Annotated in this window: 24 protein-coding genes and 1 riboswitch; of the genes, 8 read left to right on the forward strand and 16 right to left on the reverse strand. The window is 74.4% G+C overall.

Annotated elements, in window-relative coordinates:
- Window positions 1–76: 76 nt before the first annotated feature.
- From dnaG to ABIB16_RS05250, 3 genes are all read right to left on the reverse strand, one after another.
- On the reverse strand, window positions 77–1,987 hold the full coding sequence (dnaG, locus tag ABIB16_RS05240) for a DNA primase (protein ID WP_060974138.1): 1,911 nt from the start codon (window positions 1,985–1,987) through the stop codon (window positions 77–79).
- Window positions 1,988–2,017: 30 nt separating this feature from the next.
- Window positions 2,018–2,263 carry a hypothetical protein gene (locus ABIB16_RS05245; protein WP_060974141.1) on the reverse strand — a complete coding sequence of 82 codons (246 nt, stop codon included), beginning with the start codon at window positions 2,261–2,263 and terminating at the stop codon, window positions 2,018–2,020.
- A gap of 62 nt (window positions 2,264–2,325) precedes the next feature.
- Entirely contained in the window at window positions 2,326–3,192 is an 867-nt protein-coding gene (locus ABIB16_RS05250; RefSeq protein WP_060974137.1) for an arsenic resistance protein, read from the reverse strand.
- Between the two features lie 32 nt (window positions 3,193–3,224).
- Between ABIB16_RS05250 and ABIB16_RS05255 the strand changes: the two genes are divergently transcribed.
- Both ABIB16_RS05255 and ABIB16_RS05260 read left to right on the forward strand, forming a co-directional pair.
- Window positions 3,225–4,808: an anthranilate synthase component I family protein gene (locus ABIB16_RS05255; RefSeq protein WP_095353463.1), complete on the forward strand. Its 1,584-nt coding sequence runs from the start codon at window positions 3,225–3,227 to the stop codon at window positions 4,806–4,808.
- 113 nt (window positions 4,809–4,921) lie between these two features.
- Window positions 4,922–5,824: an NAD-dependent deacylase gene (locus ABIB16_RS05260; RefSeq protein ID WP_060973407.1), complete on the forward strand. Its 903-nt coding sequence runs from the start codon at window positions 4,922–4,924 to the stop codon at window positions 5,822–5,824.
- Here ABIB16_RS05260 and ABIB16_RS05265 read toward each other — a convergent pair.
- From ABIB16_RS05265 to ABIB16_RS05275, 3 genes are all read right to left on the reverse strand, one after another.
- On the reverse strand, window positions 5,751–7,157 hold the full coding sequence (locus tag ABIB16_RS05265) for a deoxyguanosinetriphosphate triphosphohydrolase (protein WP_082067624.1): 1,407 nt from the start codon (window positions 7,155–7,157) through the stop codon (window positions 5,751–5,753). The two genes, ABIB16_RS05260 and ABIB16_RS05265, sit on opposite strands and share 74 nt — an antisense overlap.
- A complete protein-coding gene (gene dusB / locus ABIB16_RS05270; protein WP_354436091.1) occupies window positions 7,150–8,445 on the reverse strand; it encodes a tRNA dihydrouridine synthase DusB in 1,296 nt (431 codons plus the stop codon). The genes ABIB16_RS05265 and dusB overlap by 8 nt, the downstream gene beginning before the upstream one ends.
- A 119-nt stretch (window positions 8,446–8,564) precedes the next feature.
- Window positions 8,565–8,981, reverse strand: coding sequence for an ankyrin repeat domain-containing protein (locus ABIB16_RS05275; protein ID WP_170748003.1), 417 nt, complete (start codon window positions 8,979–8,981; stop codon window positions 8,565–8,567).
- A gap of 139 nt (window positions 8,982–9,120) precedes the next feature.
- On the opposite strand from ABIB16_RS05275, the gene ABIB16_RS05280 reads away from it, so the two are divergent.
- Both ABIB16_RS05280 and ABIB16_RS05285 read left to right on the forward strand, forming a co-directional pair.
- Window positions 9,121–10,143 (forward strand): LLM class flavin-dependent oxidoreductase, encoded by a 1,023-nt coding sequence (locus ABIB16_RS05280; protein WP_354436092.1) that lies wholly within the window; start codon window positions 9,121–9,123, stop codon window positions 10,141–10,143.
- Window positions 10,140–11,453 (forward strand): MFS transporter, encoded by a 1,314-nt coding sequence (locus ABIB16_RS05285; RefSeq protein ID WP_354436093.1) that lies wholly within the window; start codon window positions 10,140–10,142, stop codon window positions 11,451–11,453. Before ABIB16_RS05280 ends, ABIB16_RS05285 begins: the two co-directional genes overlap by 4 nt.
- Before the next feature lie 7 nt (window positions 11,454–11,460).
- Here the strand turns inward: ABIB16_RS05285 and ABIB16_RS05290 are convergent, their stop codons facing one another.
- The 3 genes from ABIB16_RS05290 to ABIB16_RS05300 are packed head-to-tail and all read right to left on the reverse strand — an operon-like array spanning window position 11,461 to window position 14,608.
- Complete coding sequence (locus ABIB16_RS05290) at window positions 11,461–12,096, reverse strand: cation efflux transmembrane domain-containing protein (protein ID WP_354436094.1); 636 nt, start codon at window positions 12,094–12,096, stop codon at window positions 11,461–11,463.
- On the reverse strand, window positions 12,093–13,229 hold the full coding sequence (locus ABIB16_RS05295; RefSeq protein WP_041103530.1) for a GNAT family N-acetyltransferase: 1,137 nt from the start codon (window positions 13,227–13,229) through the stop codon (window positions 12,093–12,095). The genes ABIB16_RS05290 and ABIB16_RS05295 overlap by 4 nt, the downstream gene beginning before the upstream one ends.
- Entirely contained in the window at window positions 13,226–14,608 is a 1,383-nt protein-coding gene (locus ABIB16_RS05300) for a glycine--tRNA ligase (protein WP_041103531.1), read from the reverse strand. Before ABIB16_RS05300 ends, ABIB16_RS05295 begins: the two co-directional genes overlap by 4 nt.
- Window positions 14,609–14,749: 141 nt before the next feature.
- Between ABIB16_RS05300 and ABIB16_RS05305 the strand changes: the two genes are divergently transcribed.
- The gene (locus ABIB16_RS05305) at window positions 14,750–14,992 is read left to right on the forward strand and encodes an RNA-binding S4 domain-containing protein (RefSeq protein WP_041103532.1); all 243 of its coding nucleotides are present in this window, start codon (window positions 14,750–14,752) and stop codon (window positions 14,990–14,992) included.
- A 52-nt stretch (window positions 14,993–15,044) separates the two neighbouring features.
- On the opposite strand, the gene ABIB16_RS05310 is transcribed toward ABIB16_RS05305, so the two are convergent.
- Entirely contained in the window at window positions 15,045–15,737 is a 693-nt protein-coding gene (locus ABIB16_RS05310; RefSeq protein ID WP_069941721.1) for an alpha/beta hydrolase, read from the reverse strand.
- Between the two features lie 80 nt (window positions 15,738–15,817).
- On the opposite strand from ABIB16_RS05310, the gene ABIB16_RS05315 reads away from it, so the two are divergent.
- Complete coding sequence (locus ABIB16_RS05315) at window positions 15,818–16,711, forward strand: SGNH/GDSL hydrolase family protein (protein WP_041103533.1); 894 nt, start codon at window positions 15,818–15,820, stop codon at window positions 16,709–16,711.
- 75 nt (window positions 16,712–16,786) lie between these two features.
- Here ABIB16_RS05315 and metX read toward each other — a convergent pair whose 3' ends face one another.
- A complete protein-coding gene (gene metX / locus ABIB16_RS05320) occupies window positions 16,787–17,917 on the reverse strand; it encodes a homoserine O-acetyltransferase MetX (protein WP_041103534.1) in 1,131 nt (376 codons plus the stop codon).
- Entirely contained in the window at window positions 17,914–19,281 is a 1,368-nt protein-coding gene (locus ABIB16_RS05325; protein ID WP_354436095.1) for a bifunctional o-acetylhomoserine/o-acetylserine sulfhydrylase, read from the reverse strand. Before ABIB16_RS05325 ends, metX begins: the two co-directional genes overlap by 4 nt.
- Window positions 19,282–19,411: 130 nt before the next feature.
- Window positions 19,412–19,527, reverse strand: a riboswitch (SAM riboswitch).
- A 177-nt stretch (window positions 19,528–19,704) separates the two neighbouring features.
- Between ABIB16_RS05325 and ABIB16_RS05330 the strand changes: the two genes are divergently transcribed.
- Window positions 19,705–20,343, forward strand: coding sequence for a VOC family protein (locus tag ABIB16_RS05330; protein WP_020625524.1), 639 nt, complete (start codon window positions 19,705–19,707; stop codon window positions 20,341–20,343).
- A gap of 18 nt (window positions 20,344–20,361) precedes the next feature.
- Here the strand turns inward: ABIB16_RS05330 and ABIB16_RS05335 are convergent, their stop codons facing one another.
- Entirely contained in the window at window positions 20,362–21,258 is an 897-nt protein-coding gene (locus ABIB16_RS05335; protein ID WP_354436096.1) for a CPBP family intramembrane glutamic endopeptidase, read from the reverse strand.
- A 138-nt stretch (window positions 21,259–21,396) separates the two neighbouring features.
- On the opposite strand from ABIB16_RS05335, the gene ABIB16_RS05340 reads away from it, so the two are divergent.
- Window positions 21,397–22,473 (forward strand): phosphotransferase family protein, encoded by a 1,077-nt coding sequence (locus ABIB16_RS05340; RefSeq protein WP_354436097.1) that lies wholly within the window; start codon window positions 21,397–21,399, stop codon window positions 22,471–22,473.
- A 73-nt stretch (window positions 22,474–22,546) separates the two neighbouring features.
- Here the strand turns inward: ABIB16_RS05340 and ABIB16_RS05345 are convergent, their stop codons facing one another.
- The 3 genes from ABIB16_RS05345 to gatA form a co-directional block, all read right to left on the reverse strand.
- Complete coding sequence (locus ABIB16_RS05345) at window positions 22,547–23,275, reverse strand: polysaccharide pyruvyl transferase family protein (RefSeq protein ID WP_166437609.1); 729 nt, start codon at window positions 23,273–23,275, stop codon at window positions 22,547–22,549.
- Window positions 23,276–23,526: 251 nt separating this feature from the next.
- The gene (gene gatB, locus ABIB16_RS05350; protein WP_078025703.1) at window positions 23,527–25,032 is read right to left on the reverse strand and encodes an Asp-tRNA(Asn)/Glu-tRNA(Gln) amidotransferase subunit GatB; all 1,506 of its coding nucleotides are present in this window, start codon (window positions 25,030–25,032) and stop codon (window positions 23,527–23,529) included.
- A complete protein-coding gene (gatA, locus tag ABIB16_RS05355) occupies window positions 25,029–26,645 on the reverse strand; it encodes an Asp-tRNA(Asn)/Glu-tRNA(Gln) amidotransferase subunit GatA (protein ID WP_155933499.1) in 1,617 nt (538 codons plus the stop codon). Before gatA ends, gatB begins: the two co-directional genes overlap by 4 nt.
- Window position 26,646 lies beyond the last annotated feature (1 nt).

A 26,646-nucleotide genomic window follows, 5' to 3' on the forward strand; every position in this document is an offset into this window, starting at 1 on the left:
CGCGGCCGACGGGCCGCCGTTTCCCGAACGAAAACGCGCCTGGAGCCGCCGTTTCCCGAACGAAAACGGGTGGGGGTCAGTCGTCGGCTCGGAGGGCCCGGCGGCGCGCCTCCAGTTCCATGAGCTCGCTGTTGAGGCGGGTGAACTCGGCGGGGTCGCCCTCGGGGCCGAGCCGCTGCAGGCGCCCGAGCAGCTCCTCCTTGCGGTGCACGATCTGCAGGGCGAACAGGCGGTTCATGATGTCCCGGCAGTACCGGTCCACATCCTCGGGAGTGCGGGCGGGCAGGTCGCGGACGGCCAGCTCGGAGACGACGCCGGCCACCTCCTGGGGCACGGCGTCCCGCACGGCGTCCACCCAGCGCTGCGGTGTCGCCCCCGCCGACCCGGCCACCTTCACGCCCTGGTGGACGGCGGCGTACTGCGGGACCGTGAAGCGGGCGGCGTACAGCGCGGTCCACTGCTCCGCGGAGAGCAGGGTGGGGTGCTGCAGCACCACCTCGAGGGACTCCCGCTCCCGGCGGGCGACGGGGTCACGCGGGTCCACCGGCACCACGATCCGCGGCGCCGGGGCGGCAGCCTCCCCGTGGCGGCCCGTGGGCCCGACCGCCTGCCCGTCGCTCGCCGGGGTCGGCCGTGCCTCGGGCTCGGGCCCCCGCCGCGGTGCGCGCCCGGCCGCGGCCACGGCCCGGTGCACGGCGTTCGGGCCCAGGCCGAGCCAGCCGGCCAACTCCCGCTCGTAGCCCGGGCGCAGGACGGCGTCCTTGATCCCCGCCACGATCGGCGCCGCGTGGCGCAGGGCGCCGGCGCGGCCCTCCACGGTGTTCAGGTCGTAGTCCTTCAGCCCCGCCCGGATCGCGAATTCGAAGAGCGGCCGCCGCGAGGCGATGAGCGCGCGCACGGCCTCGTCGCCCTTCTGCATGCGCAGGTCGCACGGGTCCATGCCGCTGGGCTCCACGGCCACGAACGTCTTGGCGAGGAACCGGTGGTCCTCGTCGAACGCCTTGAGGGCGGCCTTCTGCCCGGCCTCGTCGCCGTCGAAGGTGAAGATCACCTCGCCGCCCGTGCCGTCGTCGGAGATCAGGCGGCGGGCCACCTTGATGTGGTCCGCGCCGAACGCGGTGCCGCACGTGGCCACGGCCGTGCCGACGCCGGCCAGGTGGGCCGCCATCACGTCCGTGTAGCCCTCGACGAGCACCAGCTGGCGTTCCTTGGCGATCGTGCGCTTGGCCAGGTCGATGCCGTAGAGCACCTGGGACTTCTTGTAGAGCGGCGTCTCGGGGGTGTTCAGGTACTTGGGGCCGGGATCGTCGTCGTAGAGCTTGCGGGCGCCGAAGCCGATGGTCGCGCCGGTCATGTCCCGGATGGGCCAGAGCAGGCGGCCGCGGAACCGGTCGTACAGGCCGCGCTGTCCCTCGGACACCAGCCCGGAGGCGCGCAGCTCCTCGTCCCGGAAGCCGCGCTGCCGGAGGTGGTCCAGCAGATGCGACCACCCCTGCGGGGCGTACCCGAGGCCGAACTGCACCGCGTGCTCCTGCGTGAACCCGCGCTGGGTGAGGAAGTCGCGGGCGGCCTGGGCCTCGGGCGAGCCGAGGGCCCGACGGAAGAACTCGTCCGCCACCTTGTTCGCCTCGAACAGGCGACGACGGCGCCCCGTCTCCGCCTTGTCCGGGCCGGTGCCGCCGTCCTCGTAGTGCAGCTCCACCCCCACCCGGGACGCCAGTCGCTCCACGGTCTCCATGAACGTGGTGTGTTCAAGTTCCATGAGGAAGCTGATGACGTCCCCGTGCGCGCCGCATCCGAAGCAGTGATAGGTGCCCACGCCGGGGCGCACGTGGAACGACGGCGTCCGCTCGTCGTGGAACGGGCACAGCCCCTTGAACGAGCCCACGCCCGCCGAGCGCAGGGTGACGAACTCCTCCACCACGGCCTTCAGGTCCGTGCGCTCGCGGACGAGGTCGATGTCCTTGCGCACGATCAGTCCAGCCATGCGGACCATTCTAGGGACGGGGCGGGGCGGTCAGCCCCGAGCGGAACCGCCCTGCGTGGATGGCTCGGTCTCCGCTGCGGCCTGTGCAGGACCGGTCCCTGCCGCGCGGGACGCTTCGGTCCGCGCCGCGTCCACTCCCTCGGACGCGGGGCGCCCGGTGGCGGGGTCGATGACGGGCAGTGCGCCGGTGGCCGCCTCGACCAGCGGATGGAACAGCGCGGCCGACGCCAGGCCGCCGTGACGGCGGCGCGCCGAGGACACGAACGAGAGGCTCATGTCGCCCACCATAGCCACCCGGGACCGTGATTCCGGTCACGGTAAGGCAACATTCTGGGCGGTCAGGTCACGGTTCGACCCGCGCCCGCCCCCGCGGACTGCCCGTGCAGCGGCAGCAGCCGGGGCACCAGGCGGACGAGGCTCACCATCGCCCCGAGCTCCACGAGCGTCTGCGTCACCACCACGAGCGGGGCCGGGTCCAGGCTCGCCGGCAGGGCCAACGCCAGCGGCAGCACGACCAGGGAGTTCCGCGTCGCGCCCGAGGACACGAGCGCTCGTCCTGCGGGCACATCGAGGCGCGCCCACCGCGCAGCCACCACACCGAGGGCCACCATCACGACGGCGAACGCCACGAACAGGGGCACGACGGCGGCCAGCGCGGGCAGCCGTTCCCCCACCCCGCGGATCTGCGAGGCGACCACCGTGAACAGCGTGACGACCATGAGCGGGACCATCGCCACCGTGAACCCGCGCACCACCCCGGCCGCCGTGTCCCGCACCCCACCGCGGCCGCGCACCGCACCCCACTGGAGCAGCGCCGCGAGCGCGAGCGGCACCAGAATCAGCATGACCAGAGCACGGACGAAGGGCCCGACGTCGACCGCGGCCACCGCCGCCCCGCCCGCGAGTGCGGTGAACGCGATGACGTAGTCCACGCACGGGGCCAGCAGCACGAGGAGCACGCCCACGAGCAGCGCGTCGTCGTGGGCCACGAACCGGCTCAGCCCGAACACCACCGCCGGCACCACCACGAAGTTCAGGACCAGCAGTGCCCCGAGGAACCTGCCGTCCCGCAGCCCCGCGCCCAGCGCGGCGAACGGCACCGCCAGGAACGTCGCCAGCAGGAGCAGCGCGAGGACCGGCTCGACGAGCACCGCCCACGCGTCGGCCCCGGGCACGGCCCACCCGACGACGGCGCCCGCGGCGATCCCGGCGGGGGCTGACCCCTACGCTGGGGGCCATGCCCACCGCCCCCGCACCGTCCGAGGCCGCTGCCACCCCGTTGCACGTGGCCGTGCGCACGCTCGACGCCGCGGCGCTCGCGGCGGCCGGGCACACGGCGGCGACCGCCGTGGCCGCGGTCTATGCGCACGCCGTCGTGCGCGGGGCCGCGTCGTTCTGGCTGGACTCCGCTCTGCCGGACCCGGCCGAGGCGCGCTGGTCCGTGGCGGGCGACGGGCTGGACGTGCTCGGCGAGGAGCAGGGTCGCGTGCCCTCCCCTGGCCCGCGGCTGGTCCGGCACGACGACCCCGCCGATCCGGACCGCGCGTGGGCGGACCTCGGGGCCGCGGCCGCGCCCCGGTCGGTGGTCGGCGGCGAGGGCCTGCCCCTGCGCGGCGGCCTGGTCGGCTGGCTCGGCTACGAACTTGGCATGGCGGATTTGGGGGTGTCCCCGCCCTCACGCCGACCCGAGGACCCCGCGCCCCTGCCCGCGCAGTTCTGGGTGCGCCCGTCCCGCTACGTCGTGGCCGACCACGCGGCCGGGGTGCTGCACTGCTGCGTCGTCTCCCTCGATCCGACCACCGCGGAGGCCGGGGCCGACCGCTGGGCGGCGGACGTGCGCCGCGCCCTCGCCGCGGCCCGCCGCGCTCTCGAGACGGCGGCGGGCGACGTCGTCGTGCCCCCGCCGCGGGACGCCGGCCCGGGGCCGCGGGCCGATGAGGAGGCGCCGGGCACGTGGCGCGAGGACCGGGCGGCGTACGCCGAGCAGATCGCCCGTTGCCGCGCCGCGCTGCATGCCGGCGACTCCTACGAGCTGTGCCTGACCACCCGCTTCGACGCCGATCCCGGGCTGCGCGTGAACCCGCTGGTCCTGTTCCACGAGCTCGCCGCGCACCAGCCGGCCCCGTACGCGGCGCTGCTGGAGCACGGCACGGGCGCCCGCCGGTGGGCCGTGGTCTCTGCCTCACCGGAGCGGTTCCTCGCCGGGCGCGAGGGCCGGTACAGCACCAAGCCGATCAAGGGCACGGCCGCCCGCCTGCCGGACCCGGCCGGGGACGCCGAGGCCGCCCGCGCGCTCGCCGCCGACCCCAAGACGCGCGCCGAGAACCTCATGATCGTGGACCTGCTGCGCAACGACCTCTCCCGGGTGTGCGAGCCCGGCTCCGTGCAGGTGCCCTCCCTCATGGCGGTGGAGAGCTACGCGAGCGTCCACCAGCTCGTCTCCACGGTCACGGGCACGGCACGGGCCGGCGTCGAGCCCGTGGACGTGGTGCGGTCGCTGTTCCCCGGCGGGTCGATGACGGGCGCGCCGAAGCGCCGCAGCGTCGAGCTGCTGGCCGCGTGGGAGGCCTCCCCGCGCGGGGTCTACTCCGGGGCGCTGGGGATGCTGAGCGCGGACGGGACGACGTCGTTGTCCGTCGTGATCCGCACGGCCGTGCTCGCCGGGGGCCGCTGGTCCGTGGGGGCCGGCGGGGCGATCGTCGCGGACTCTGACCCGGCCGCCGAGCACGACGAGGTCCTCCTCAAGGCCCGCGGCCTGCGCCGGGCCCTCGCCCGCGCCGCCGGCACGGGCCTGCCGACGACGGCGCCCGACATCGCCTGACCCCACCCTGTGGTTCGGGGGCGATATTCGGCGGTATTCCGACGGAATAACGCCGCAAACCGCCCCCGAACAAGGGGAGGCGACCACCCGTGCGGCCTGCCTAGGCTGGGGACATGGCCGATCCGCACCCCGTCCTCGCCGCCTCCGCCCCCGACCTCGACCCTGACGCGCTGGACGCCGTCCGCGCGCTCGTGGCCGCCGCCGAGCGTCCCGTGGTGCTCTCCGGGGCGGGGATGAGCGCCGAGTCCGGCATCCCCACGTTCCGCGACGCCCGGACCGGCCTGTGGGAGCGATTCTCCGCGGAGGAGCTCGCCACGGAGGAGGCGTTCCTCGCCGATCCCGCGCTTGTGTGGTCCTGGTACCGGTGGCGTGCCCGGATGGTGCGAGCCCGCCGACCCAACCCGGGGCACGACGCCGTCGCCGCCTGGCAGCGCCGCACACCCGGTCTGGAGGTGGTCACCCAGAACGTGGACGACCTGCACGAGCGCGCCGGCGCCCGGGTCCTCGCACACCTGCACGGCTCCCTGTTCGAGCACCGCTGCGCCGAATGCTGGGCCCCCGCCGACGTCGACCCGGGCGCGCCCGCGGACGAGGCGACGGCCGGCTCCGAGGCCGACCTCGAGGCGATGCTCCGCGAGGCACCGCCGGCCTGCACCGTGTGCGGGGACGGGCTGATCCGCCCGGGGATCGTGTGGTTCGGGGAGATGCTGCCGGCCGAGCCCTGGGACCGGGCGTTCGCCGCGCTCGAGGACTGCGACCTGTGCGTCGTCGTCGGCACCTCGGGCATCGTCCAGCCGGCGGCGTCCCTGCCGTTCGTGGCGCTGGGGGCCGGGGCCGCCGTCGTCGAGGTGAATCCGGTGGAGACCGAGCTGAGCGGCGCGGTCACGCACGTCCTGCGGGGTCCCGCCGGCGCGGTGCTTCCCGCGCTGCTGGACCCGCCGGTCAGAGCCAGACGCGCCGGAACTCCGCGCCCTGCACCAGGGTGTGATGCCACTCGACGGCGGTCGAATCGGTGAGCGAGGCGATCTGGTCGATCACCACGCGCCGCCGGGCTGCGTCGTCGGGGGCCTGCGCCCAGTCGAACGCGAACATCGGCTCGAGGTACCGGTCCCCCGTCGCGTCGAGCAGCGTCACGAGCTCCGCGAGCACCTCGCGCTGCCGCGCGTAGAGCGGCTGGCGCTGCTCCGCGGTCATCACGTAGGCCGCCGCGATGCCCTTCATCACGGCGATCTCGGTCTCCGTCTCCTCGGGCACCACGACGTCGGCCCCGTGGCGGGTCAGCGGCTCGTTGCCGAACACCTGGCGCGTGGCGTCGAAGGCGGCGCTGCAGAACCGGCCGATCAGCTGGCTCGTCATGTCCTTCATCGCCGCCAGCGCCCGCCGGGAGCCGTCCATCTCGGAGACCCACACGTCGGTGGCCTCGAGGCGGGCCAGGGCCGCGTCGACCTCGGCCGGGTCCGTGTGCGGCAGGTACCACTGGCGGGTGGTCTCCACGACGCGCTCCCGGTGCTCCGGGATGGCCAGCCACTTGAGCTGGAACACGGCGTTGACCACGCCGTCCTCGACGTCGTGCACGGAGTAGGAGATGTCGTCCGCGAGGTCCATGACCTGGGCCTCCATGGACGTGCGCGTGCCGGGCACCCCGGCGCGGAACCAGCGGAACACGGGCAGGTCGTCCTCGTAGACGCCGAACTTGCGCGAGCGCGTGCCGTCGGGGCGCAGCGGGGCGTCCTCACGGGTCCACGGGTACTTGCATGCGGCGTCGAGGGCGGCGCGCGTGAGGTTCAGGCCCGCGGAGGAGCCGTCCGCGAAGAGCTTCTTCTGCTCGAGGCGGGCCAGCAGGCGCAGGGTCTGGGCGTTGCCCTCGAAGCCGCCGACGTCCTCGCTGAGCGCGTCGAGCGCCTTCTCCCCGTTGTGCCCGAAGGGCGGGTGGCCGAGGTCGTGGGACAGGCAGGCGGTGTCCACGAGGTCGGGGTCGCAGCCCAGCGACCGGCCGAGCTCACGCCCCACCTGCGCCACCTCGAGCGAGTGCGTCAGGCGGGTGCGGGCGAAGTCGTCCGCGTCCGGGGCGACCACCTGGGTCTTGGCCCCCAGCCGGCGCAGGCCCGCGGAGTGCAGCACGCGGGCACGATCCCGCTCGAAGTCCGAGCGGTACGAGGACTTGGGCGGCTCGGGCAGCCACCGCTCCCGGTCCCACGGCGTGTAGCCGGGGGTCTGCACGGCGCGGCCGGCATACGGGGGCCGGCCTTCCGGGCCGAACAGCACCGGCTGGTGGGCGGCGCCGGTCCAGGGCGACGACGGCGCGGCGGGCGTTCCGGCGGCGGGCTCCGGCGGCGTGGGCTCAGCCACCGGAGACGTCCAGCTCGGCGGCCTGGATCATGGCCTGCTGCTCGGCGTTGAGCTCGCGGGAGTCCAGCCAGCCGTCCGGCAGGTGCGGGCGCTTGGGGGCGCCGGCCCGGCCGCGGGGGCCCTCGGCGGCCTCGCCCGGGTAGGGCTGGTCCCGGTCCACGCGGGCGAGGATCTCGCGCATCGTGGCGAGGTCCGGGACGGTGGACAGCGCGGTGCGGATCTCCGAGCCCACGGGGTAGCCCTTTAAGTACCACGCCACGTGCTTGCGGATGTCCCGCAGCGCCTTCGTCTCGTCGCCGCCGAAGGTGTCCACGAGCAGCTCGGCGTGGCGGTACAGCGTGTCCGCGACCATGCCCAGGGTCGGCTGGAACCGGTCCTGGCGGCCCTCGAACGCGGCCTGCAGGTCCCCGAACAGCCAGGGCCTTCCCTGGCAGCCGCGGCCGATCACGACGCCGTCCGCGCCGGTCTGCTCGACCATCGCGATGGCGTCCTCCGCGGACCAGATGTCGCCGTTGCCGAGCACGGGGATGTCCGGCAGGGCCTCGCGCAGCCGGGCGATGTCGTCCCACACGGCGGTGCCCGAGTAGAACTGGCGGGTGGTGCGGCCGTGGAGGGCGACGGCGGCGACGCCGAGGTCGCGGGCCGTGCGGCCGGCGTCGAGGAAGGTCAGGTGGTCCTCGTCGATGCCGCGGCGCATCTTCACGGTCACCGGGATGTCCTTCTTGGCCGCCTCGGTCACGGCCGCCTTGACGATGGAGGCGAACAGCTCCGCCTTCCACGGCAGGGCGGAGCCGCCGCCGCGCCGGGTCACCTTGGGCACGGGGCAGCCGAAGTTCATGTCGATGTGGTCGCAGCGGTCCTCCTCGACCAGCATCCGCACCGCCGCGCCGGTGGTGACCGGGTCCACGGAGTAGAGCTGCACGGAGCGGGGCACCTCGTCCGGGTCGTGCTGGATGATCCGCATCGACTCGGGCTTCCGCTCGACCAGCGCGCGGGCCGTGACCATCTCGTTGACGTAGAGGCCGCCACCGTACTCGCGGCACAGGCGGCGGAACGCCGTGTTGGTGATGCCGGCCATCGGGGCGAGCACCACGGGGACGTCGATGGTCAGCGGCCCCAGCCGCAGCGGGGGCAGGGCCAGGCGGTCCGTCGTCGGGGCGGGGTGGCGGGCCTCGTGGAGCTGATCGTCGTCGGTGATGCGTCGACCGGCGCCGGCGGACTTGGCGTAGTGCGCGACGTCGTCGGCGTCGGTCACCGCCGCGGCGGGGAGGGTGTGGGAAGAAGTCATGTCGGACCCCATTCTTCCATTCCGCCCGGCACCCGCGTCACCGTGCCCCACGACGAGGCCCGCTGGGAGGCGATCGCAGAGGCACCCCGCCGGGACGGGCAGACCGTCCTCCCGGCGGGTCAGGCCTCCGACGCCGGCGCCGCGTCCCCGCCGTCGAGCACCGCCAGCAGGTCAGCACCGGCGAACATCTGAGCGGTCTGACGCGCCGAGGGGGTGCCCGCGTCCGGGTCCGCACCGGCCGCGAGCAGATGCCGCATCGAGGCGACATCCCGTTTGAACGTGGCGCAGGTCAGGGCGCGCTGGCCGCGATCGTTGGCGTGCTCGATCTCGGCGCCGGCCTCGATCAGCATCGCCACCGTGTCCGGGTGCTCGTGATAGGCGGCGAGGGTGAGGAAGGAGTCGCCCGCGTGGTTGCGCAGGCGCGTGCTCACCCCGGCGTCCAGGTATGCCTTCAGCTGGACCGTGTCCCCGTCCCGCGCCATGTCGAAGAGCCGGTTCGCCAGCTCGATGTCCTTCTCGCTCCACTGCTCACTCATGCCCGCCAGTATGGCGGACGCCGCGGCGATCGACCGCTCCGCAGCGACATCTCCGCGGGTCTGCCCGCAGGTGATGTCGCCGGCCGGCGGTCAGACGAGCACCGGGAACAGCCCCGCCCGCCCCGCGGTTGCACCCGGCATGACCCGCAAGCACCTCGGCTTCCTCAACTTCGGCCACTGGATCCACCGGCCCGGCACCGAACCGGACGCGCGGCAGGCCCTGGACGACGTCGTCGCCATGGCCGTGGCCGCCGAGGACGCCGGGCTCGACGGCGCCTGGCTGCGCGTCCACCACTTCCAGCGGATGTTCTCCTCGCCGTTCCCGATCCTCGCCGCGATGGCCGCCCGCACCGAGCGGATCAGCCTCGGCACCGGCGTGATCGACCTGCGGTATGAGAACCCCCTGTACATGGCCGAGGCCGCGGGCACCACGGACCTCCTCTCCGGCGGCCGGCTCGAGCTCGGTGTCTCCCGCGGCTCACCCGAGGCCGCCCTCGACGGCCAGGCGCAGTTCGGCTACGCCCTCGCCGAGGGGCAGACCTGGGCCGACGTGACCCGCGAGCGCGGACGCCGGTTCCTCTCGGCCGTGCGCGGCGAGGGCATCGCGACGCCGGACCTCACCTCCGGCTGGGCGCACAGCTCGCAGCCGCTGCGGATCGAGCCGCACTCCCCCGGGCTCGCGGACCGCATCTGGTGGGGGTCCGGCTCCGTGGGCTCGGTGGCCGGCGCCGCCACGGACGGCTACAACATGCTCTCCTCCACCCTGCTCCTGCAGGACGACGGCCGCCCCTTCCACGTCCAGCAGGCCGACCAGATCGCGCGCTACCGGGAGGCCTTCGCCGCGGCCGGCCACGCCGGTCCGGGCCGCACGGCGGTCACGCGCTCCGCGTTCGTCATCCAGGACCGGGAGGACGAGCTGTACTTCGGCCGGGAGCGGGCCTCGCGCGACTCCTCCGGCATGCTCGAGGGCGGCGCCGCCCGCTCCGGCCCGACCTATGCCGGGTCCGCCGAGGAGGTCGCGGAGAAGCTCGCCGCCGACGACGCCGTCGCCGCCGCCGACTGGGTCCTGTTCGCCAACCCCAACCAGCTCGGGGTCGAGTACAACGCGAAGATCTTCGCCGGCTGGGCGGAGGTCTGGCGCCTGCTCGGCTGGGATGCATGAGCCAGGCCGCGCCGCACGTTCCGGCCGCCGACGGGTTCACCCGAGCCCGTCGCGCGCGCTGGGCCGTCACCGCCGCCTTCGCGACGAACGGCGCCCTGCTCGGCGCGCTCATCCCGCACTACCCGGAGGCCAAGGCCGCGTTCGGCCTGGACCCGGCCGCGTTCGGCCTGCTCGTCATCGCGCTCGCCGTGGGCGGCACGCTCGCCGGGCCCCTGCCCGCCCCGATCCTGCGCCGGTTCGGCGCCCGACGCGTCATGCTCGCCGGCAGCGTGGCCATCGCCCTGCTCACGACGGCGGCCGGTCTCGTCCTCGACATCGCCGGGGCGGGCGCGGGGGCCGAGCACGGTGCGGGCACGGCCGCGGCCTGGCTGCTGTGGGTCTTCGCGGGCCTCGTCCTGGCCTCGGGGGTGCTCGATGCCGTCGTGGACACCGCCCAGAACGCGCAGGGCCTGCAGGTGCAGACCCGGCTGGCCCGGCCCGTGCTCACGACCATGCACGCCGGCTGGAGTCTCGGGGCGGCGGCCGGTGCCGGGCTCGGTGCGGTGGTCATCACCGTGGGCGGCCCCGCGGCCCTGCACCTGGGGCTCAACGGCGCCGTGTGCGTCGCGGTGCTGCTGGGGGTCCGGCGCCTGTTCCTGGCGGAGGCTCCCGTGGACTCGGCGTCCGCCCGCGGCGCCGCGGATCAGTCACCCGCACCGTCGGAGACGTCCACGCCGCCTGCCCCGGCCGCCCAAGCCCTCCCCCGCCGCGCCGCCGTGGCCGTGCTCGTCCCCGCCGTGGTGATCGCGATGGCCGGGTTCGGTGTGGAGGAGTTCGGCAACGCGTGGGCCACCCTGTTCCTGATCACCGAGCGCGGCCTGGACCCGGCCGCGGCGGTGCTCGGCGCGTCGACGCTGCTGGGCGCGCAGTTCGTCGGCCGCCTCGCGGGCGACCGCACCCTCGCCGCCCTGGGACGCCGCGGGGCGCTGACGGCGGGGCTGGGCGCCGTCGTCGTGGGGCTGGGACTGGCCCTGGCGCCGCTGCCGGGGCCGGTGGCCGTGCCTGCTGCGTTCGCGGGGCTGGCGCTGGCGGGGCTGGGCTGCGCCGTGGTGGTGCCCGTGGCCTATGCGCTCGGCGACGAGGCGCCCGGGCTCCGGCCGCAGACCGGGCTGGCGGTGACGAGCTGGTGCATGCGCCTGGCCGGGGTCGGGCTCAGCCCGGCGGTCGGGGCGCTGGCCGGCGCCGTCGGTCTTGCACCGGCGCTGACGGTGTTCCTGGGCCTGGCCGCCGTCGGGGCGGTGCTCGCCGCCCGGCTGCCCGCCGCCCCGTAGGAACCGCTCAGTCGTCGTCGACCTCGCCGGCGAGGGCCTGGGCCGCCAGGTGCTCCTCGGTCGCGGCCTCCCAGATCTCCTTGGCGGCGGAGCCGTTGAGCAGCACGAGCAGCACGCCCACGATGATATCCGCCCAGCCCGACGCCGTCAGCACCGTGATCCCGGACAGGGCGATCAGCACGGCGCCGGCCACGAGGTCGTTGCGCGCCGCGAGCCACGCCGCCCGGGTGAGGGAGCCGCCGTCGGTGCGGACGCGGGCCAGCAGGACCACGCACACGAGGTTCACGAGGATCGAGCCGACGGCCACCCCCAGCAGCACGCCCGCGGCCGGCGGCTCGGGCTCCCCGACCTTCGTGGCCGCCATGACGAGCGCCGCCACGGCCGGCAGCACGATGATCCCGGCCATGACCTTGCCGATGACCGCCTGCCGGGCCGCCGTCCACCCCAGCGCCACGAAGATCAGCAGGTTGACGGCGAAGTCCTCGAAGAAGTCGACGGAGTCCGCCACGAGGGCCACCGAGCCGATCCCCAGGGCCAGGATGATCTCGACCACCAGGTAGGCGCCGTTGAGCAGGGCCACCGCCAGGACGGTGCCCCGCAGGGTGCGGGTGCGCCGGCGGTCCGCTGCGGCCGCCCGGTTCACGCGCCCGGCGCGTCGTCCACGAACACGTACGTGTCCACCAGCGTCCGCGCCGCGTTGCCGCCGATGAGCCCGTCCACGATCCGCTCCAGCGGGGCCATCGCCTCGTCCACCTCGATCTGCACGGGGTACTGGGCCACGAGCAGGGCGAGCAGGTCGGCCACGGCCTGCAGCGCGTCCTCCTCCCCCAGCTCCGGATCCCAGCCCACGAGCACATCGGCCGGCGCGTCCTGGCGCTCCGGGGTGTAGGACACCGCGAACGCGCGGATGCGCCCGCCCTCGGCCTTCGGCGCGTCGCGGAGCACGACGGCGCCCGCGGCCCCGGTGGCCGGGCCCAGCAGCAGCTGCTGGGCGGCCCCGACGCTCAGGGTCGACGGGTCCCACGCGTGCACGGCGTCATAGAACGCGGCGACCGCCTGCGTCAGCTCGACGGAGCCGGTCGAGGCCTCCTCGAGGACCACGCCGTCCGGGTGCTCCTCCCCGCGCACATCCGGCAGGCCGATGGCCCCCGGGGCGATCGCGACGCGGCGGGAGCGCTGCACGGGGGTGAAGCCCTGGGCCACGAGGAACGCCTCGGTGCCGGCGGCCAGTGCGGCGGTCTGGGACCGCACGGCCTCCGTGTCCACGGGCGGGCGGCCCGTCGCACCGTCGGCCTCGGTCTGCGGGTCGGCGCCGGCCACGCCGGGCACCAGGGCGTCCTTGGCGAACCGGGCCTTCAGGGCCGTCGTCGGGATGGTGCCGGCGGCATGCGCCTCCGCGGCGAGCCCCCGCAGGGCCGCCACGAGCGCCCGGCCGATGCCCCGGCGCCGCTCGGCGGCCGCGGTCTCGACGTACAGCCACAGCCGCCGCGGGTGCACGGACGAGGCGTAGACGACGCCGGCCGCCACCGGCACGCCGGCGTCCTCGGCCACGAGCGCGCGGCGCCAGGGCCGTTCCGCGTCCTCGGCGAGCATCGCCCGGTCCTGGTGCTGCTGCGCGTTGGCCGGGTCGCCCCACACCTCGAGCAGGGCCAGGTCGTCCCCGGGCCGCCAGGGACGCAGCACGATCTCCCCGTCGGCGACCGCGGCGGAGTCGAACAGCGCGCCGCCGTCGTCATGCCCCGCGGCCCCGGCCGCTCCCGTCACGTCCCCGCTCACTTGACCAGGCGCTCCAGCAGGTAGGACTTCACCTGGGACAGCGCCACGCGCTCCTGGGCCATGGTGTCCCGCTCGCGGATGGTCACGGCCTGGTCCTCGAGGGTGTCGAAGTCCACGGTGATGCAGAACGGGGTGCCGATCTCGTCCTGGCGGCGGTAGCGACGGCCGATCGCGCCGGAGTCGTCCGTCTCGATGTTCCAGAGGGTGCGCAGCTCCGCCGCGAGGGACTGGGTGGCCGGCTGCAGCTCGGGCTTCTTCGACAGCGGGAGCACGGCGGCCTTGACCGGGGCCAGGCGCGGGTCCAGCTTGAGCACGGTGCGCACGTCCACGCCGCCCTTGGCGTTCGGGGCCTCGTCCTCGGCATAGGCGTCCACGAGGAACGCCATCATGGCGCGGGTCAGGCCGAAGGACGGCTCGATCACGTACGGGGTGTAGTGCTCGTTGTTCGCCTGGTCGAAGTACTGCATCTTCGTGCCGGAGTGCGTCGTGTGCTGGCCCAGGTCGTAGTCGGTGCGGTTCGCGATGCCCATCAGCTCGCCCCAGCCGTCGCCGCCGGTGAAGCCGAAGTCGTACTCGAGGTCGATGGTGCCGTCCGAATAGTGCGCACGGTCCTCCGCGGGCACGTCGAGGCGGCGCAGGTGCGCGGGGTCGATGCCGAGGTCGATGAACCAGTCCCAGCAGTCCTCGACCCAGCGGTCGAAGTGCTGCTTCGCCTCGGCCGGCGGCACGAAGTACTCGATCTCCATCTGCTCGAACTCGCGGGTGCGGAAGATGAAGTTGCCCGGGGTGATCTCGTTGCGGAACGCCTTGCCGATCTGGCCGATGCCGAACGGCGGCTTCTTCCGGGCCGCGCCCAGCACGTTGAGGAAGTTCACGAAGATGCCCTGCGCCGTCTCCGGGCGCATGTAGTGCAGGCCCTCCTCGTTGTCCACGGGGCCGAGGTAGGTCTTGACCAGGCCCGAGAACAGCTGCGGCTCGGTCCAGGCGCCCTGGGTGCCGCAGTCCGGGCACACGATCTCGGCCATGCCCTCGGCCGGCCGGCCCTTCTTGGCCTCGAACGCCTCGAGCAGGTGGTCCTGGCGGTGGCGCCTGTGGCACTGGGTGCACTCCACGAGCGGGTCGGTGAAGGTCTCGACGTGGCCGGAGGCCTCCCACACCGCGCGCGGCAGGATGATGGAGGAGTCCAGGCCCACCATGTCCTCACGGGAGCGCACGAAGGTCTTCCACCACTCGGCCTTGATGTTCTCCTTCAGCTCCACGCCCAGGGGCCCGTAGTCCCACGCGGAGCGCGAACCGCCGTAGATCTCACCGGCCTGGAACACGAAGCCTCGGCGCTTGGCGAGGTTGATGACGTTGTCCAGCGGGGACTTGGCAGCCATGGGGGCATCACTTCCGTACTCATCGGCGGGGCGGGAGGGGATCACGACGACGACGGCACCCGGCCGCCTTCGACGCGGCGGGCCCGTTCCGGCGCGGCGCGCCGGTCGATCCCGTCCAGCCTACCGGCCATGATGGACACCATGACCGAGACGAACGCACCCGACGCCCAGCCCCTGCCCATCCGTGACGAGTCCATCCGCCTCGGCCAGGCGCTCAAGCTCGCCTCCCTCGTGGACGACGGGGCCATGGCCCGCGACGTCGTCACCGACGGGCTCGTCACCGTCAACGGCGCGGTGGAGACGCGCCGCGGCGCCCAGCTGCACGACGGGGACGTCGTCGAGTTCGCCGGCGAGGCGTTCGTCGTCCAGGCCGGGCAGGCCTGAGCCGACGCCCCGTCGGGCGGCCGCGGCGCCGTCGTCGAGCGTGTCCGGTGCGTCAGCCGCGGGGCGGCACCATGTGGGCGAGGTACTCCTTCACGTGGCCCAGCTCCTGCTCGTTGATCGCGTGGCCGAGCCCGGCATAGACGATCTTCATGAGGTCCACGTGGGCGTTCAGCCAGGCATGGGTCTCCTCGACCCGGGGCTCGGAGATGATCGGGTCCTCCTGGCCGCGGCCCCAGAAGACCTTCGGTCGGACGCGGGCGACGTCGTCGTCGCGGGTGAACAGCTCGCGCAGCCGCGGCTCGTCCAGCTCCGGGTCCACCACGAAGCCGGACAGCGCCACGGTGCACGCGTAGGCCTCCGGGTCCAGGCGCAGCAGCGACGTGGCCATCGCCATGCCCTGCGAGAAGCCGAGCAGGGAGACGGTGCGGAAGTCCCCGCGCACCGCCTGCACCCAGGCGTGCAGGGCCTCGACGGCCTCGCGGACCGGCTCGGCGGTGGAGCCCAGCTCGCCCGTGACGGGGTCCTGGGAGAGCGGGAACCAGGCGTGGGAGCCCGGCTGCAGGGGCAGGGGCGCGCGCACGGCGGCCACCGTGACGTGCTCGGGCAGGTGCGGGACGAGGCCGAACAGGTCGTCCTCGTTCGCGCCGTAGCCGTGCAGGACGATCAGCAGGTCCTCGGTGCGCTCGCCCTCGGGGCGGGACCAGCGGACGACGGGCTCGACGGCGGGGGTGGGGTTCGCGTTCACGTCCGCCAGCCTAGCGAGCGGCGCGGTCGGCCCCTCCCGGAGGTTGACCCCTCCCGCGCGATGCGGGCAGAATCCTACCCGTGGGTAACCCATCCTCCTCCCAGCCTCCGCACGCCTCCGACGCGACCCCGGTCGACGACCCCGCCGCCCATCCGTGGCGCCGCTACGTCGCCATCGGGGACTCGTTCTCCGAGGGCATCGGCGACCCGGACCCGGACCGTCCCGGCTACCACCGCGGCTGGGCCGACCGCCTGGCCGAGGAGCTCTCCCGCCTGACGCCGCCCGGCGAGGACCTGGCCTACGCCAACCTGGCGGTCCGCGGGAAGCTGCTGGACCAGATCGCCGAGGACCAGGTGGAGCCGGCGCTCGCCCTGCGGCCGGACCTCATCAGCGTCTGCGCAGGCGGCAACGACATCCTGCGCGGCGCGGACCCGGACGAGATCGCGGTCCGGTTGGACGCCGTCGTCGAGCGTCTGGCCTCCGACGGCGCCACCGTGCTGCTGTTCAACGCGACCGACGTGAAGGGCACGCCCGTCATCGGCCGCATCCGCGGCACCGTGGCGATCTACAACGAGAACGTGCGCACCATCGCGCTGCGGCACGACGCGCTGGTGCCGGACATGTGGTCGCTCAAGGACCTCGCCCGGCGGGAGATGTGGGCCGAGGACCGCCTGCACTTCTCTGCGCTCGGCCACCACACGATCGCCGCGATGGTGCTGGACACCCTCGGCGTGGAGCACGGCCTCGAGCACCTGCGCCTCTCCCCGCCGGCGCCGCGCACGTGGCGCGCGGCCCGCGCGTCGGACGCCGCATGGGTGCGCACGCACCTGGCGCCGTGGGTGGTCCGCCGCCTCCGCGGCGTCTCCTCCGGCGACGGCGTCACGGCCAAGCGCCCCGTCCCCGAGCCGCTCTTCGGCGCGCCGATGCCGCAGGGCTCGGACCACACCGAGCCGCTGGACATCGTCGAGCCCTGAGCCCGGCCGGCGGGGACCGGTGGCCGTTTCCCGAACGACAGTGCCGCGACACGCCGCCGTTTCCCGAACGAAAGTTCAGAGGGCGAGGGTGCGCTTGAGCGTGTCGGCCACCTGGCCGTATTCGGTGAGGAAGCCGTCGTGGCCGATGGGCGAGGCGATCGTGTGCACCGGCGGCCGCGCGGGCAGCGCCGCCGCGAGCGCCTCGGACTCGGCCGGCAGGTAGAGCCGGTCCGAGTCGACGGCGGCCACGAACGCCCGGCCCCGGTAGTCCGCGAGCGCCGCCGCCACGCCGCCGCGCCCGCGCCCGACGTCGTGGCCCATGAGGGCCTCGGTGACCACGAGGTAGGAGTTCGCGTCGAACCGGTCGGTGAGCTTGGCCGCCTGGTGGTCCAGGTAGGACTCCACGGCGTAGCGCCCGCGCCCGCCCGGCACCCCGACGACGGCGCCGAACGGGTCCTCGATGCCCTGCGGTTCCCGGCCGAACCGCTGGCCGAGCTCGCCCGCCGTGCGGTAGGTGGTGTGGGCGATGCGCCGGGCGATGCCCAGGCCGGCCACGGGGCCGGGGCCGGGGTAGTAGTCGCCGCCCTGGAAGTCCGGGTCGAGGCGGATGGCCGCGGTCTGCGCCTGGCCCCACGCGATCTGGTCGGCGGAGGAGGCCGCGGTGGCGGCCAGCACGCCCACCCCGGCGACGCGCGCGGGGTGGGTCGCGGCCCACTCGAGGGCGCGGGCCCCGCCCATCGATCCGCCGATCACGGCACGCCAGGCGCCGATCCCGAGGTGGTCGGCCAGGCGCCGCTCGGCCTCGACCGCGTCCCGCAGCGTGAGGAACGGGAACCGGGAGCCCCAGGGCCGCCCGTCGGGCGCGGGCGTCGAGGGCCCGGTGGAGCCGTGGCAGCCGCCGATCATGGCGGGGGCGACCACGAACCACCGGTCCGTGTCCACGGCGCGGCCCGGGCCGACGAGGGCGTCCCACCAGCCCGGCGTCGGGTCCTCCTCGTGCGCGGCCACGTGCGCGTCGCCGGTGAGGGCGTGCAGCACGAGCACGGCGTTGGCGCCGTCGGCGGCGAGGGTGCCCCAGGTCTCGTAGGCCAGCTCGACGTCGGGCAGCAGCCCGCCGGTCTCGGTGCGCAGCTCGCCGACCCGCAGGCGGTGGCGGCCGCCGCGGGGCAGCGCGGTGCGCGACGGACGCGTGGCGACGGCGGTCATGCCCGCTCCCCCGCGTCGTCGGCGCCGCGGCGGGCGGCGGCCGCGAAGCCGCGCTCGAGGTCGGCGAGGATGTCCTCGACGTCCTCCACGCCGAGCGAGAGCCGCACCAGGCCGGGGGTGACGCCGGCGGCGCGCTGCTCGTCGTCGGTGAGCTGGGAGTGGGTGGTGGAGGCCGGGTGCACCACGAGCGAGCGGACGTCGCCGATGTTGGCCACGTGGTGGTGCAGGGTGAGCCCGTCCACGAACGCGGCCCCGGCCTCGCGGCCGCCCGCGATCTCGAAGGAGACGAACGCGCCCGCGCCCTTCGGCAGGTAGCGCTGGGCGCGCTCGTGCCACGGGCTGGACTCCAGGCCGGCGTAGACCACGTGCTCGACGTCGTCGCGGCCCTCCAGCCAGCGCGCCACCGCGGCCGCGTTGGCCACCTGCCGCTCCATGCGCAGGGACAGGGTCTCCAGGCCGAGGTTCACCAGGAACGCGTTGAACGGGGAGATGGCCGAGCCGTAGTCGCGCAGCAGTTGCACGCGCGCCTTGAGGATGAAGGCCAGGTTGGCGCCGAGCGGCGAGCCCACCCCGAGGTCCCGCGCGTAGACGAGGCCGTGGTACGACTCGTCCGGCTCGTTGAAGCCGGGGTACCGCTCGGCGTGCTGCGCGTAGTCGAACGTGCCGGCGTCGACGATCACGCCCGCGATGGCCGCGGCGTGCCCGCCGAGGTACTTCGTGGCGGAGTGGGTGACGACGTCGGCGCCGTGCTCGATCGGCCGCAGCAGGTACGGGGTGGCCAGCGTGTTGTCCACGATCAGCGGCACGCCGGCCTCGTGGGCGGCGTCGGCGACGGCGCGCACGTCCAGGACGTCCCCGCGCGGGTTGCCGAGGGTCTCGCCGAAGAACGCCGTGGTGTTCGGCCGGACGGCGGCGCGCCAGGACTCGAGGTCGTCCGGGTCGGTCACGAACGTCGTCTCGACGCCGACCTTGGCGAGGGTGTGCTTGAACAGGTTCTGCGTGCCGCCGTAGAGGCTGGCCGAGGCGACCACGTGGTCGCCGGCGCCGGCGAGGTTGAGGATCGCGAACGTCGTCGCCGCCTGGCCGGAGGCCAGCAGCAGCGCGCCCACACCGCCCTCGAGCGCGGCGATCTTCTCCTCCACCGGGCCCTGCGTCGGGTTGCCGATGCGGGTGTAGAGCGGGTCGAGGTCCTTGAGCGCGAACCGGTCCGCGGCCACCTGGGCGGACGGGAAGTCGTACGAGGTGGTCTGGAAGATCGGCAGGGCGGTCGCACCGAAGGCGTGCTGGCCGACGGCGACGCCCGCGTGGACCTGCGCGGTGGAGAAGCCCCAGGCATCGGGGGTCGGGGTGGTCTGGTCGGTCATGGCGGACCCTCCTGAGGGGTTCAGGGGCCGGACCCGGCCGCCCCGCCCGCCGGCCGACGTGCCGATCCGGGAACCGGCGTCGTCGAGGTGCCGGAGATGACCCGGCGCCGTCGAGAGGGGCCGTGGGATCGGCCCGCGCTTGCCGGCGTCCGTTGTGGGGCCGGCCTGGTCGTCACCCGGGGCACCCCACCGCGGAAGGAGGGTTGCCGGTCAGCATGCCGGGGCCTGTTGCTGACTCTCGTGACCGTGCCTCCGAGTGTAGCCCGCCGCCCCGCCACGATTTCGTCACGCGTGTCACACGCGGATACGCTCTCCGCACGGGGCGCCCGACCCGTCAAGGGCTCGACGCCCCGCGACTCGCACCAGGTCAACCCCCGGGGCAGCCCGGGAACGGAGAGGAACAGCGCAGTGCACACCTGTCGCATGGACCACGTGTCCTACGCCGCCGGCCCCGAGGGCCTGGACGCCACGGTCGCCCGCATCGCCGAGACGCTGGGCATCGAGCGGATCAAGGGCGGTGTCCACCCACGTTTCGGCACCCAGAACGCGCTCTTCCCCATGACGGAGGGGCAGTATCTGGAGGTCGTCGAGGCCCTGGACCACCCGGCCTCCCTCAGTGCGCCGTTCGGCCAGCTCGTGCGCGCCCGCACCGAGCAGGGCGGGGGCTGGATGAGCTGGGCCGTGGCCACCCCGGACATCGGCCGGTTCGAGCGCCGCCTCGGCCGCGAGGCCGTCCCCGGCAACCGTCGCTTCCCGGACGGCCGCGAGCTGTCCTGGCGGCAGATCGGCATCAAGGGCACCCTCGCGGACCCGCAGCTGCCGTACATCCTGCGCTGGGCCGACGGCCAGGAGGACATGCACCCCTCGCAGGCGGCCGAGCCGCAGGCCACCATCGAGCACCTGAACATCGCCGGCTCCCCCGAGCGCCTCGCCGAGTGGCTGGGCGGCGAGGACGAGGACGGCCAGGTCCAGGACGTGAACATCGAGTACGTCGCGCCCTCCGGCACCCCGGGGATCGTCTCGGTCACCTTCCGCACCCCGAAGGGTGAGATCACGCTCTGAGCGCGGGGGCGGGGCCGCTCAGCCGAGCAGCCCCGCCCGCGCCAGCAGCGGGTAGCCGACGAACCCGACGGCGTCCAGCAGCGCGTGCGCGATGACCAGCGGCATCACCCGGCGCACCCGCAGGAACACGAGCGCGAACACCACGCCCATCAGGGCGTTGCCCACGCCCGGCCCGATCCCCTGGTACAGGTGGTACGCCCCGCGCAGCAGCGCGAGGGCGAGCACCACGACGGCCGCGCGGGTCGGCAGGTACAGCCCCTCGGCGCTCACCCACGACGACGGCACGGCCGGTGCCGGATCGCGCGCCAGGCCCGCGGCGCGCAGCCGCTGCAGATACCCGAGCCGGTCGACGAGCCAGGCGCCCACGATGACCTCCTCCAGCAGCCCGTGCCGCAGCGCGGAGAGCAGCAGGACCGGCACCTGGTACCAGCTCTCCCCGAGCGCCGAGCCGACGATCGCCGTCGTGATCCCCAGGGCCCGGCCGGCGGCGTAGACGCCGAGCGTGCCCAGCCCGATGGCCGCGAACAGGCCCAGGCCCCAGGCCAGGTCGCGGCCGGGGCGGCGCAGGTCGAGGCCGAGCACCCGGAACGGGTTCCGGCCGCGCAGGTGCATCAGGTGCAGCACGAGGGCCACCGGCACGAGCGCGAACCCGATGCCGAGCAGCTGATAGGTCAGGTCGAAGGCCCAGCGGTCGGCCAGGGCCGGGTTGAGGACCGTGGTCTGCTCGCCGAGCGGGGCCTGGGTGGCCTTGTCGATGAGCTGGACGATCGCGTAGACCGCCGACTTCCCCAGGGAGAGGCCGAGGACGATCGCGATCTCCCACCGCACCGTGCGCGCCGAGGGGGCGGGCAGCGCGGGGGCGGGTCGGACGGCCGGGCCGGCCGGGGAGCGGGACGTGCGCGGGGTGGCGGGCATGCCCCCCAGTATCCGCCCGCCCCTCCCCCCGGGCGCTTTCGAACGTGTGGTAGGGCCTCTCTCCCGTTCGAAAGTCCCCATTCCCCCGATGTCACGTTCGAAAGTCCGGGCGGGCGGCGGGAGCGTTAGCGTGGTCGTGTGGTCTCCCCGCCTGCCCCCAGCGAGCTCGAGCTGGTCCACCGCGCCCTGAGGCACCTCCGCCCCGGCCTCGACCCCGCTCTCGCCCACCGGCTCCGCACAGCCGACTGGGCCGCGGCGTCCGTGGAGGAGGGCGGGCAGTTCCACCGCGTGCTCGTGCTCGAGGACGTCGGCGTCCTCCGGATGACGCGGGCCCACGAGGTCGGCGCCGCCCCGGCCGCGCGGTGGGCGCCCGAGCGGGACCCCGCGGCACACCTGCCCCGGCGCCTGGCCCTCCTCGACGGGCTCGCCGCGGCCCTGGCCGAACGCGACGTGTCGTGGGCCGTCCCGGTCGCCCTCTCGGACCCCGTCCCCGCGGGCCCGGGCGCCGCGGTGCTGCAGCGCTTCCTCCCGGGCGGGCCGCACCCGCCGCACGAGGGCGATCCGGCCGTGCTGCGCGGCGTCCTCGACGATCTCGCCGTCGTGGACGTCACCGACCCGCGGATCGCCCCGCACCTCGGCCGCCCGTTCGCCTTCCGCGGGCCGTGGACGCCGGAGCGCGCCCGGCACGTCGCGGCGCTGCCGGGGGCGGTCGCCGCGCGCCTGGAGGCGTGGGAGGGCCACGACGTCGACGCACGGCTGGGCGCCGAGGCGTGGCCGGACGCGGTGGCCGCCCTCACGGACGCGGTGACGACGTGGACCGCCGCGCCGCCCGTGCCGCCGTCGCTGGTGCACGGCGACCTGGCCGGGCACAACATGCGCTGGCGTGCCGTGCCCGAGGACGAGGACCCGCGCGCCCCGCTGCGCTGGGCGCTGGCCGGTGTGCTCGACTGGGACCTCGCGTGCGCGTGGGACCCGGCCCTCAACGTCGCCTACCTGGCGTTGTGGCACGGCGAGCAGAAGGTGCCCGACCTGGCCCGGGACGCGGCCGAGGCGCGGCGGGCCCGCGTGTGGCTCGGGGCGATGGCCCTGGAGACGCTCGACGACGCGGCGGCCCGGGACGCGATCGTCGGCGGGCTGGCCGCGGGGTCCTGGCGGCGTCTGCTGCGCAAGACCCTGCCCCGCGTGGCGCGGGCCCTCACCGCCCTGGACGGCTGAGGGCCCGCGCGGTCGTCAGGACACGCCCAGGCGCTCCAGCACGATCTCGCGGACGCGGCCGGCGTCGCGAGCATCACCGCCGGTAGAGCGTGGCGAGGTCCTCGGCCGGGAAGGAAGCGATCAAGGCGTCGAGGATCGCGTCCAACCCTTGACGCGGCGTCCATGCGGCGGCGAGCGCCGGTGCAGCGTCCAAGGCCTCGGCGAGGTGGAGCGGCTCGGGCTGCTGCCCGAAAACCGAGTAGTAGTCCGCGAACTTGTAATCGCCCCCTCCGAGATCGCCAGAGATCGGCACCCAGCGATTCGGCACATCGAGGGCGTCGGCGCATATCAGTCCGTGGAGGCTGGACGAGAGGATGATCTCGCTCGCTCCGATCTCTTCCAACACCCGGCGCGGATCCGCGCGGACGTCGATCACGTGGAGGTCCGGGACATCGACACGCGCCCGCGCCACGTCATCGTGCCAGGCTTCGCTGATGTGCGGGACCAGACTGACCCGATACCGCTTGGGAATCGCCATGAGCTGGGGATACATGCGACGCACCAGCAGCCCGGGGTCGCCCAGCGCGACGACCGAATCCGACAGATGGGCCACACGTTCCCTCGACAGCGTCCCTCGCACGGCCACGGGACGAATGTCTCGGCCCCGCCACCGGCCGCCTTCGCGAAGGAATCCCGACCCCCAGACGACCGGGGTGTAGGGATTCCGCCATCGTTCGAGCGGATCCAGGATCGACCCGATGGCCGAGAGGTCCGCCCCAGCGAAATGTGCTTCCACCACCGGGGCGCCGAGGACGAACTCCACGACGCGTGGACTGAGCTGGTCCCCGAAGTTCCGCCCGTTGTAATACGAGAGATGCACAGCCTGACTGCGCAGCGGTCGCGGAACGGCCGACTGGGCGAGGAACCGTGCACTCCGGATCTTCCATCGCGTGGCAGAGGACAACACCCATCGCCCGGCCGCGCTCATGTGACCCCCATTCCCATCTCAGTGAGCATGTTCAACTGGGTGCGCATTCGTGGTCTCCTCCAGGGACTCGCACAGCCTCCCCTGCGTCAGGACACGCCCAGGCGCTCCAGGACGATCTCGCGGACGCGGCCGGCGTCGGCCTGCCCGCGGGTGGCCTTCATGACCGGGCCGATCAGGGCGCCGACGGCGGCCATCTTGCCGCCCTTGATCTTCTCGGCCACGTCCGGGTTGGCGGCGATCGCGGCGTCGACGGCCTCGGTGAGCGCGCCGTCGTCGGACACCACGGCCAGGCCCTTCGCCGCGACGACCTCCTTCGGGGCGCCCTCGCCGTCGGCCACCAGACCGAGCACCTGCTTGGCGATCTTGTCGTTGATCGTCTTCGCGGCGATCAGCTCCTCGACCTCCACCACGTGCGCCGGGGTGATCCCCAGCTCGGCGACGGCGACCTCGCGGACGTTCGCCAGGCGGGCGATCTCGCCCATCCACCACTTGCGGGCGGCCGCCGCGGAGGCGCCGGCCTCCACGGTCGCGACGATCTCGTCCAGGACGCCGGCGTTGACGACGTCGCGGAACTCCTCGTCCGAGAAGCCCCACTCGGCCTTGAGCCGCTTGTTCCGCACGGCCGGCAGCTCGGGCATGGCCGCGCGCACGCGCTCGACCCACGCGGCGTCCACGTGCACGGGCACGAGGTCCGGCTCGGGGAAGTACCGGTAGTCGTCCGCGTCCGACTTCGGGCGGCCCGAGGTGGTGCTGCGGGTGTCCTCGTGCCAGTGGCGGGTCTCCTGCGTCACGGTGCCGCCCGCGGCGAGCACCGCGGCCTGGCGCTGGATCTCGTGGGTGACCGCGTGCTGCACGGCGCGCGTGGAGTTCACGTTCTTCGTCTCGGTGCGGGTGCCGAACTCGGTGGCGCCCTTGGGCATCAGCGAGACGTTCGCATCGCAGCGGACGTTGCCGCGCTCCATCCGCGCGTCGGAGATGTCGATGGCCTGCACGATGTCCCGGATCGCGGTGACGTAGGCGCGGGCCAGCTCGGGGGCCCGCGCACCGGCGCCGACGATCGGCTTGGTGACGATCTCGATGAGCGGCACGCCCGCACGGTTGTAGTCGACGAGGGACGCGGAGGCGCCCTGGATCCGCCCGGAGCCGCCCACGTGGGTGAGCTTGCCGGCGTCGTCCTCGAGGTGCGCGCGCTCGATCTCCACGCGGAAGACCTCACCGTCCTCCAACTCGACGTCCAGGTGGCCGTCGAAGACGATCGGCTCGTCGTACTGGGAGGTCTGGAAGTTCTTCGGCGTGTCCGGGTAGAAGTAGTTCTTCCGCGCGAACCGGCAGGTCTCGGCGACCTGCGCGTCCAGGGCCACGCCCAGGCGGATCGCGTACTCCACGACCTTGCGGTTGAGCACCGGCAGGGTGCCCGGCAGGCCGAGGTCGAGCGGGGTCACGTTCGTGTTCGGCTCGTCGCCGAACGCGTTGGGCGCCGAGGAGAAGATCTTCGTGGCGGTGTTCAGCTCCACGTGCACCTCGAAGCCCAGCACGGGGTCGAAGCGCTCCATCGCCTCCGCGAAGTCCATGGTCTGCTCTGCGTGGCTCATGCCCGGCCTCCTGCCGTGGTCGCGGTGGTGGCGCGCTGCGCGCCCTTCTCCAGCTCGGGGGCCTCGGCCCACACCGGCCCGCCCCGGCGCTGGGCCACGAGGCGTTCGAGCGCGGCGCCGGCCTCGTACAGGCGCGCGTCCTCGCGCGCCGGTGCCATCAGCTGCAGGCCGTAGGGCAGCCCGTCGACGACGCCACCCGGCACGGACATGCCCGGGATGCCGGCGAGGTTGGCCGGGATGGTTGCGAGGTCGTTGACGTACATGGTCATCGGGTCGTCCGTCTTCGCGCCCAGCTCGAACGCCGGGGTCGGCGCGGTGGGCGTGAGGATGACGTCCACCTGCTCGAAGGCGCGGGCGAAGTCCTCCTGCACGAGCGTGCGGACCTTCTGCGCGGAGCCGTAGTAGGCGTCGTAGTAGCCGGCGGACAGCGCATAGGTGCCCAGGATGATGCGCCGCTTGACCTCGGCGCCGAACCCGGCGGCGCGGGTGGCGCCCATGACCTGCTCGATCGTGCCGCCGCCATCGGGCACCACGCGGTGGCCGTAGCGGACGCCGTCGAAGCGGGCCAGGTTGGAGGAGGCCTCCGAGGGCATGATCAGATAGTACGCGCCGAGGGCGGCGTCGAAGCTCGGGCAGGAGACCTCCACGATCTCCGCGCCGGCCTCCCGCAGGGCGGCGACGTGCTCGTCGAAGCCGGCCCGGATGCCGGGGTGGAACGCGTCCGCCGGCAGGTCCGTCACGACGCCGACGCGCAGCCCCGCCAGGTCGCGGCCGCGGGCCGCGGCGGTCAGGTCCGCCGGCGCGTCGGCCAGGGACGTGGAGTCCTGCGGGTCGTGGCCGGCGATGACCTGCTGCAGCGCCGCGGCGTCGGCCACGGTGCGGGCGGCGGGGCCGATCTGGTCCAGCGAGGAGGCCATGGCGATGAGGCCGTAGCGGGAGACCGCGCCGTAGGTGGGCTTCACGCCGACCGTGCCGGTGAACGCGGCGGGCTCACGCACGGAGCCGCCGGTGTCCGAGCCGAGGGCGAAGGGGGCCAGGAAGGCGGCCACGGCGGCCGCCGACCCGCCGCCCGAGCCGCCGGGCACCCGGTCCCCGTCCCACGGGTTGCGGGTGATGCCGAACGCGGAGTGCTCGGTGGAGCCGCCCATCGCGAACTCGTCGAGGTTGGTCTTGCCGAGGATCGGCAGGCGGGCCTCGCGGAGGCGGGCCACCACCGTGGCGTCGTACGGGCTGAGCCAGCCCTCGAGCATGCGGGAGGCGGCCGTGGTCGGCTGGCCGCGCGTGACGATGTTGTCCTTCACGGCCACGGGCACGCCGGCCAGCGGGTGCAGGGCGTCGGCCTCGGGGCCGCCGGCGGCACGGATCGCGTCCACCTCGGCGGCGACGGCGAGGGCCTCGTCCGTGTTCACGTGGAGGTAGGCGCGCACGCCGCGGTCGCCGTCGGCGTCGGCGCGCACGTCGCCGTCGTGGGCCGCGATGCGGTCCAGGTGGGCCTGGACGAGCTCCACGGACGTGGTGGTGCCGGCGCGCAGGCGCTCGGCCATCTGCAGCGCGGTGAGCCGGACGAGCTCGTCGGCGCCGAGGGTCGCGTTCACGTCGAACGTCTCGGTCATG

The organism is Micrococcus sp. UYEF5, assembly GCF_040546065.1.
Classification (GTDB): Bacteria; Actinomycetota; Actinomycetes; order Actinomycetales; family Micrococcaceae; genus Micrococcus; species Micrococcus luteus.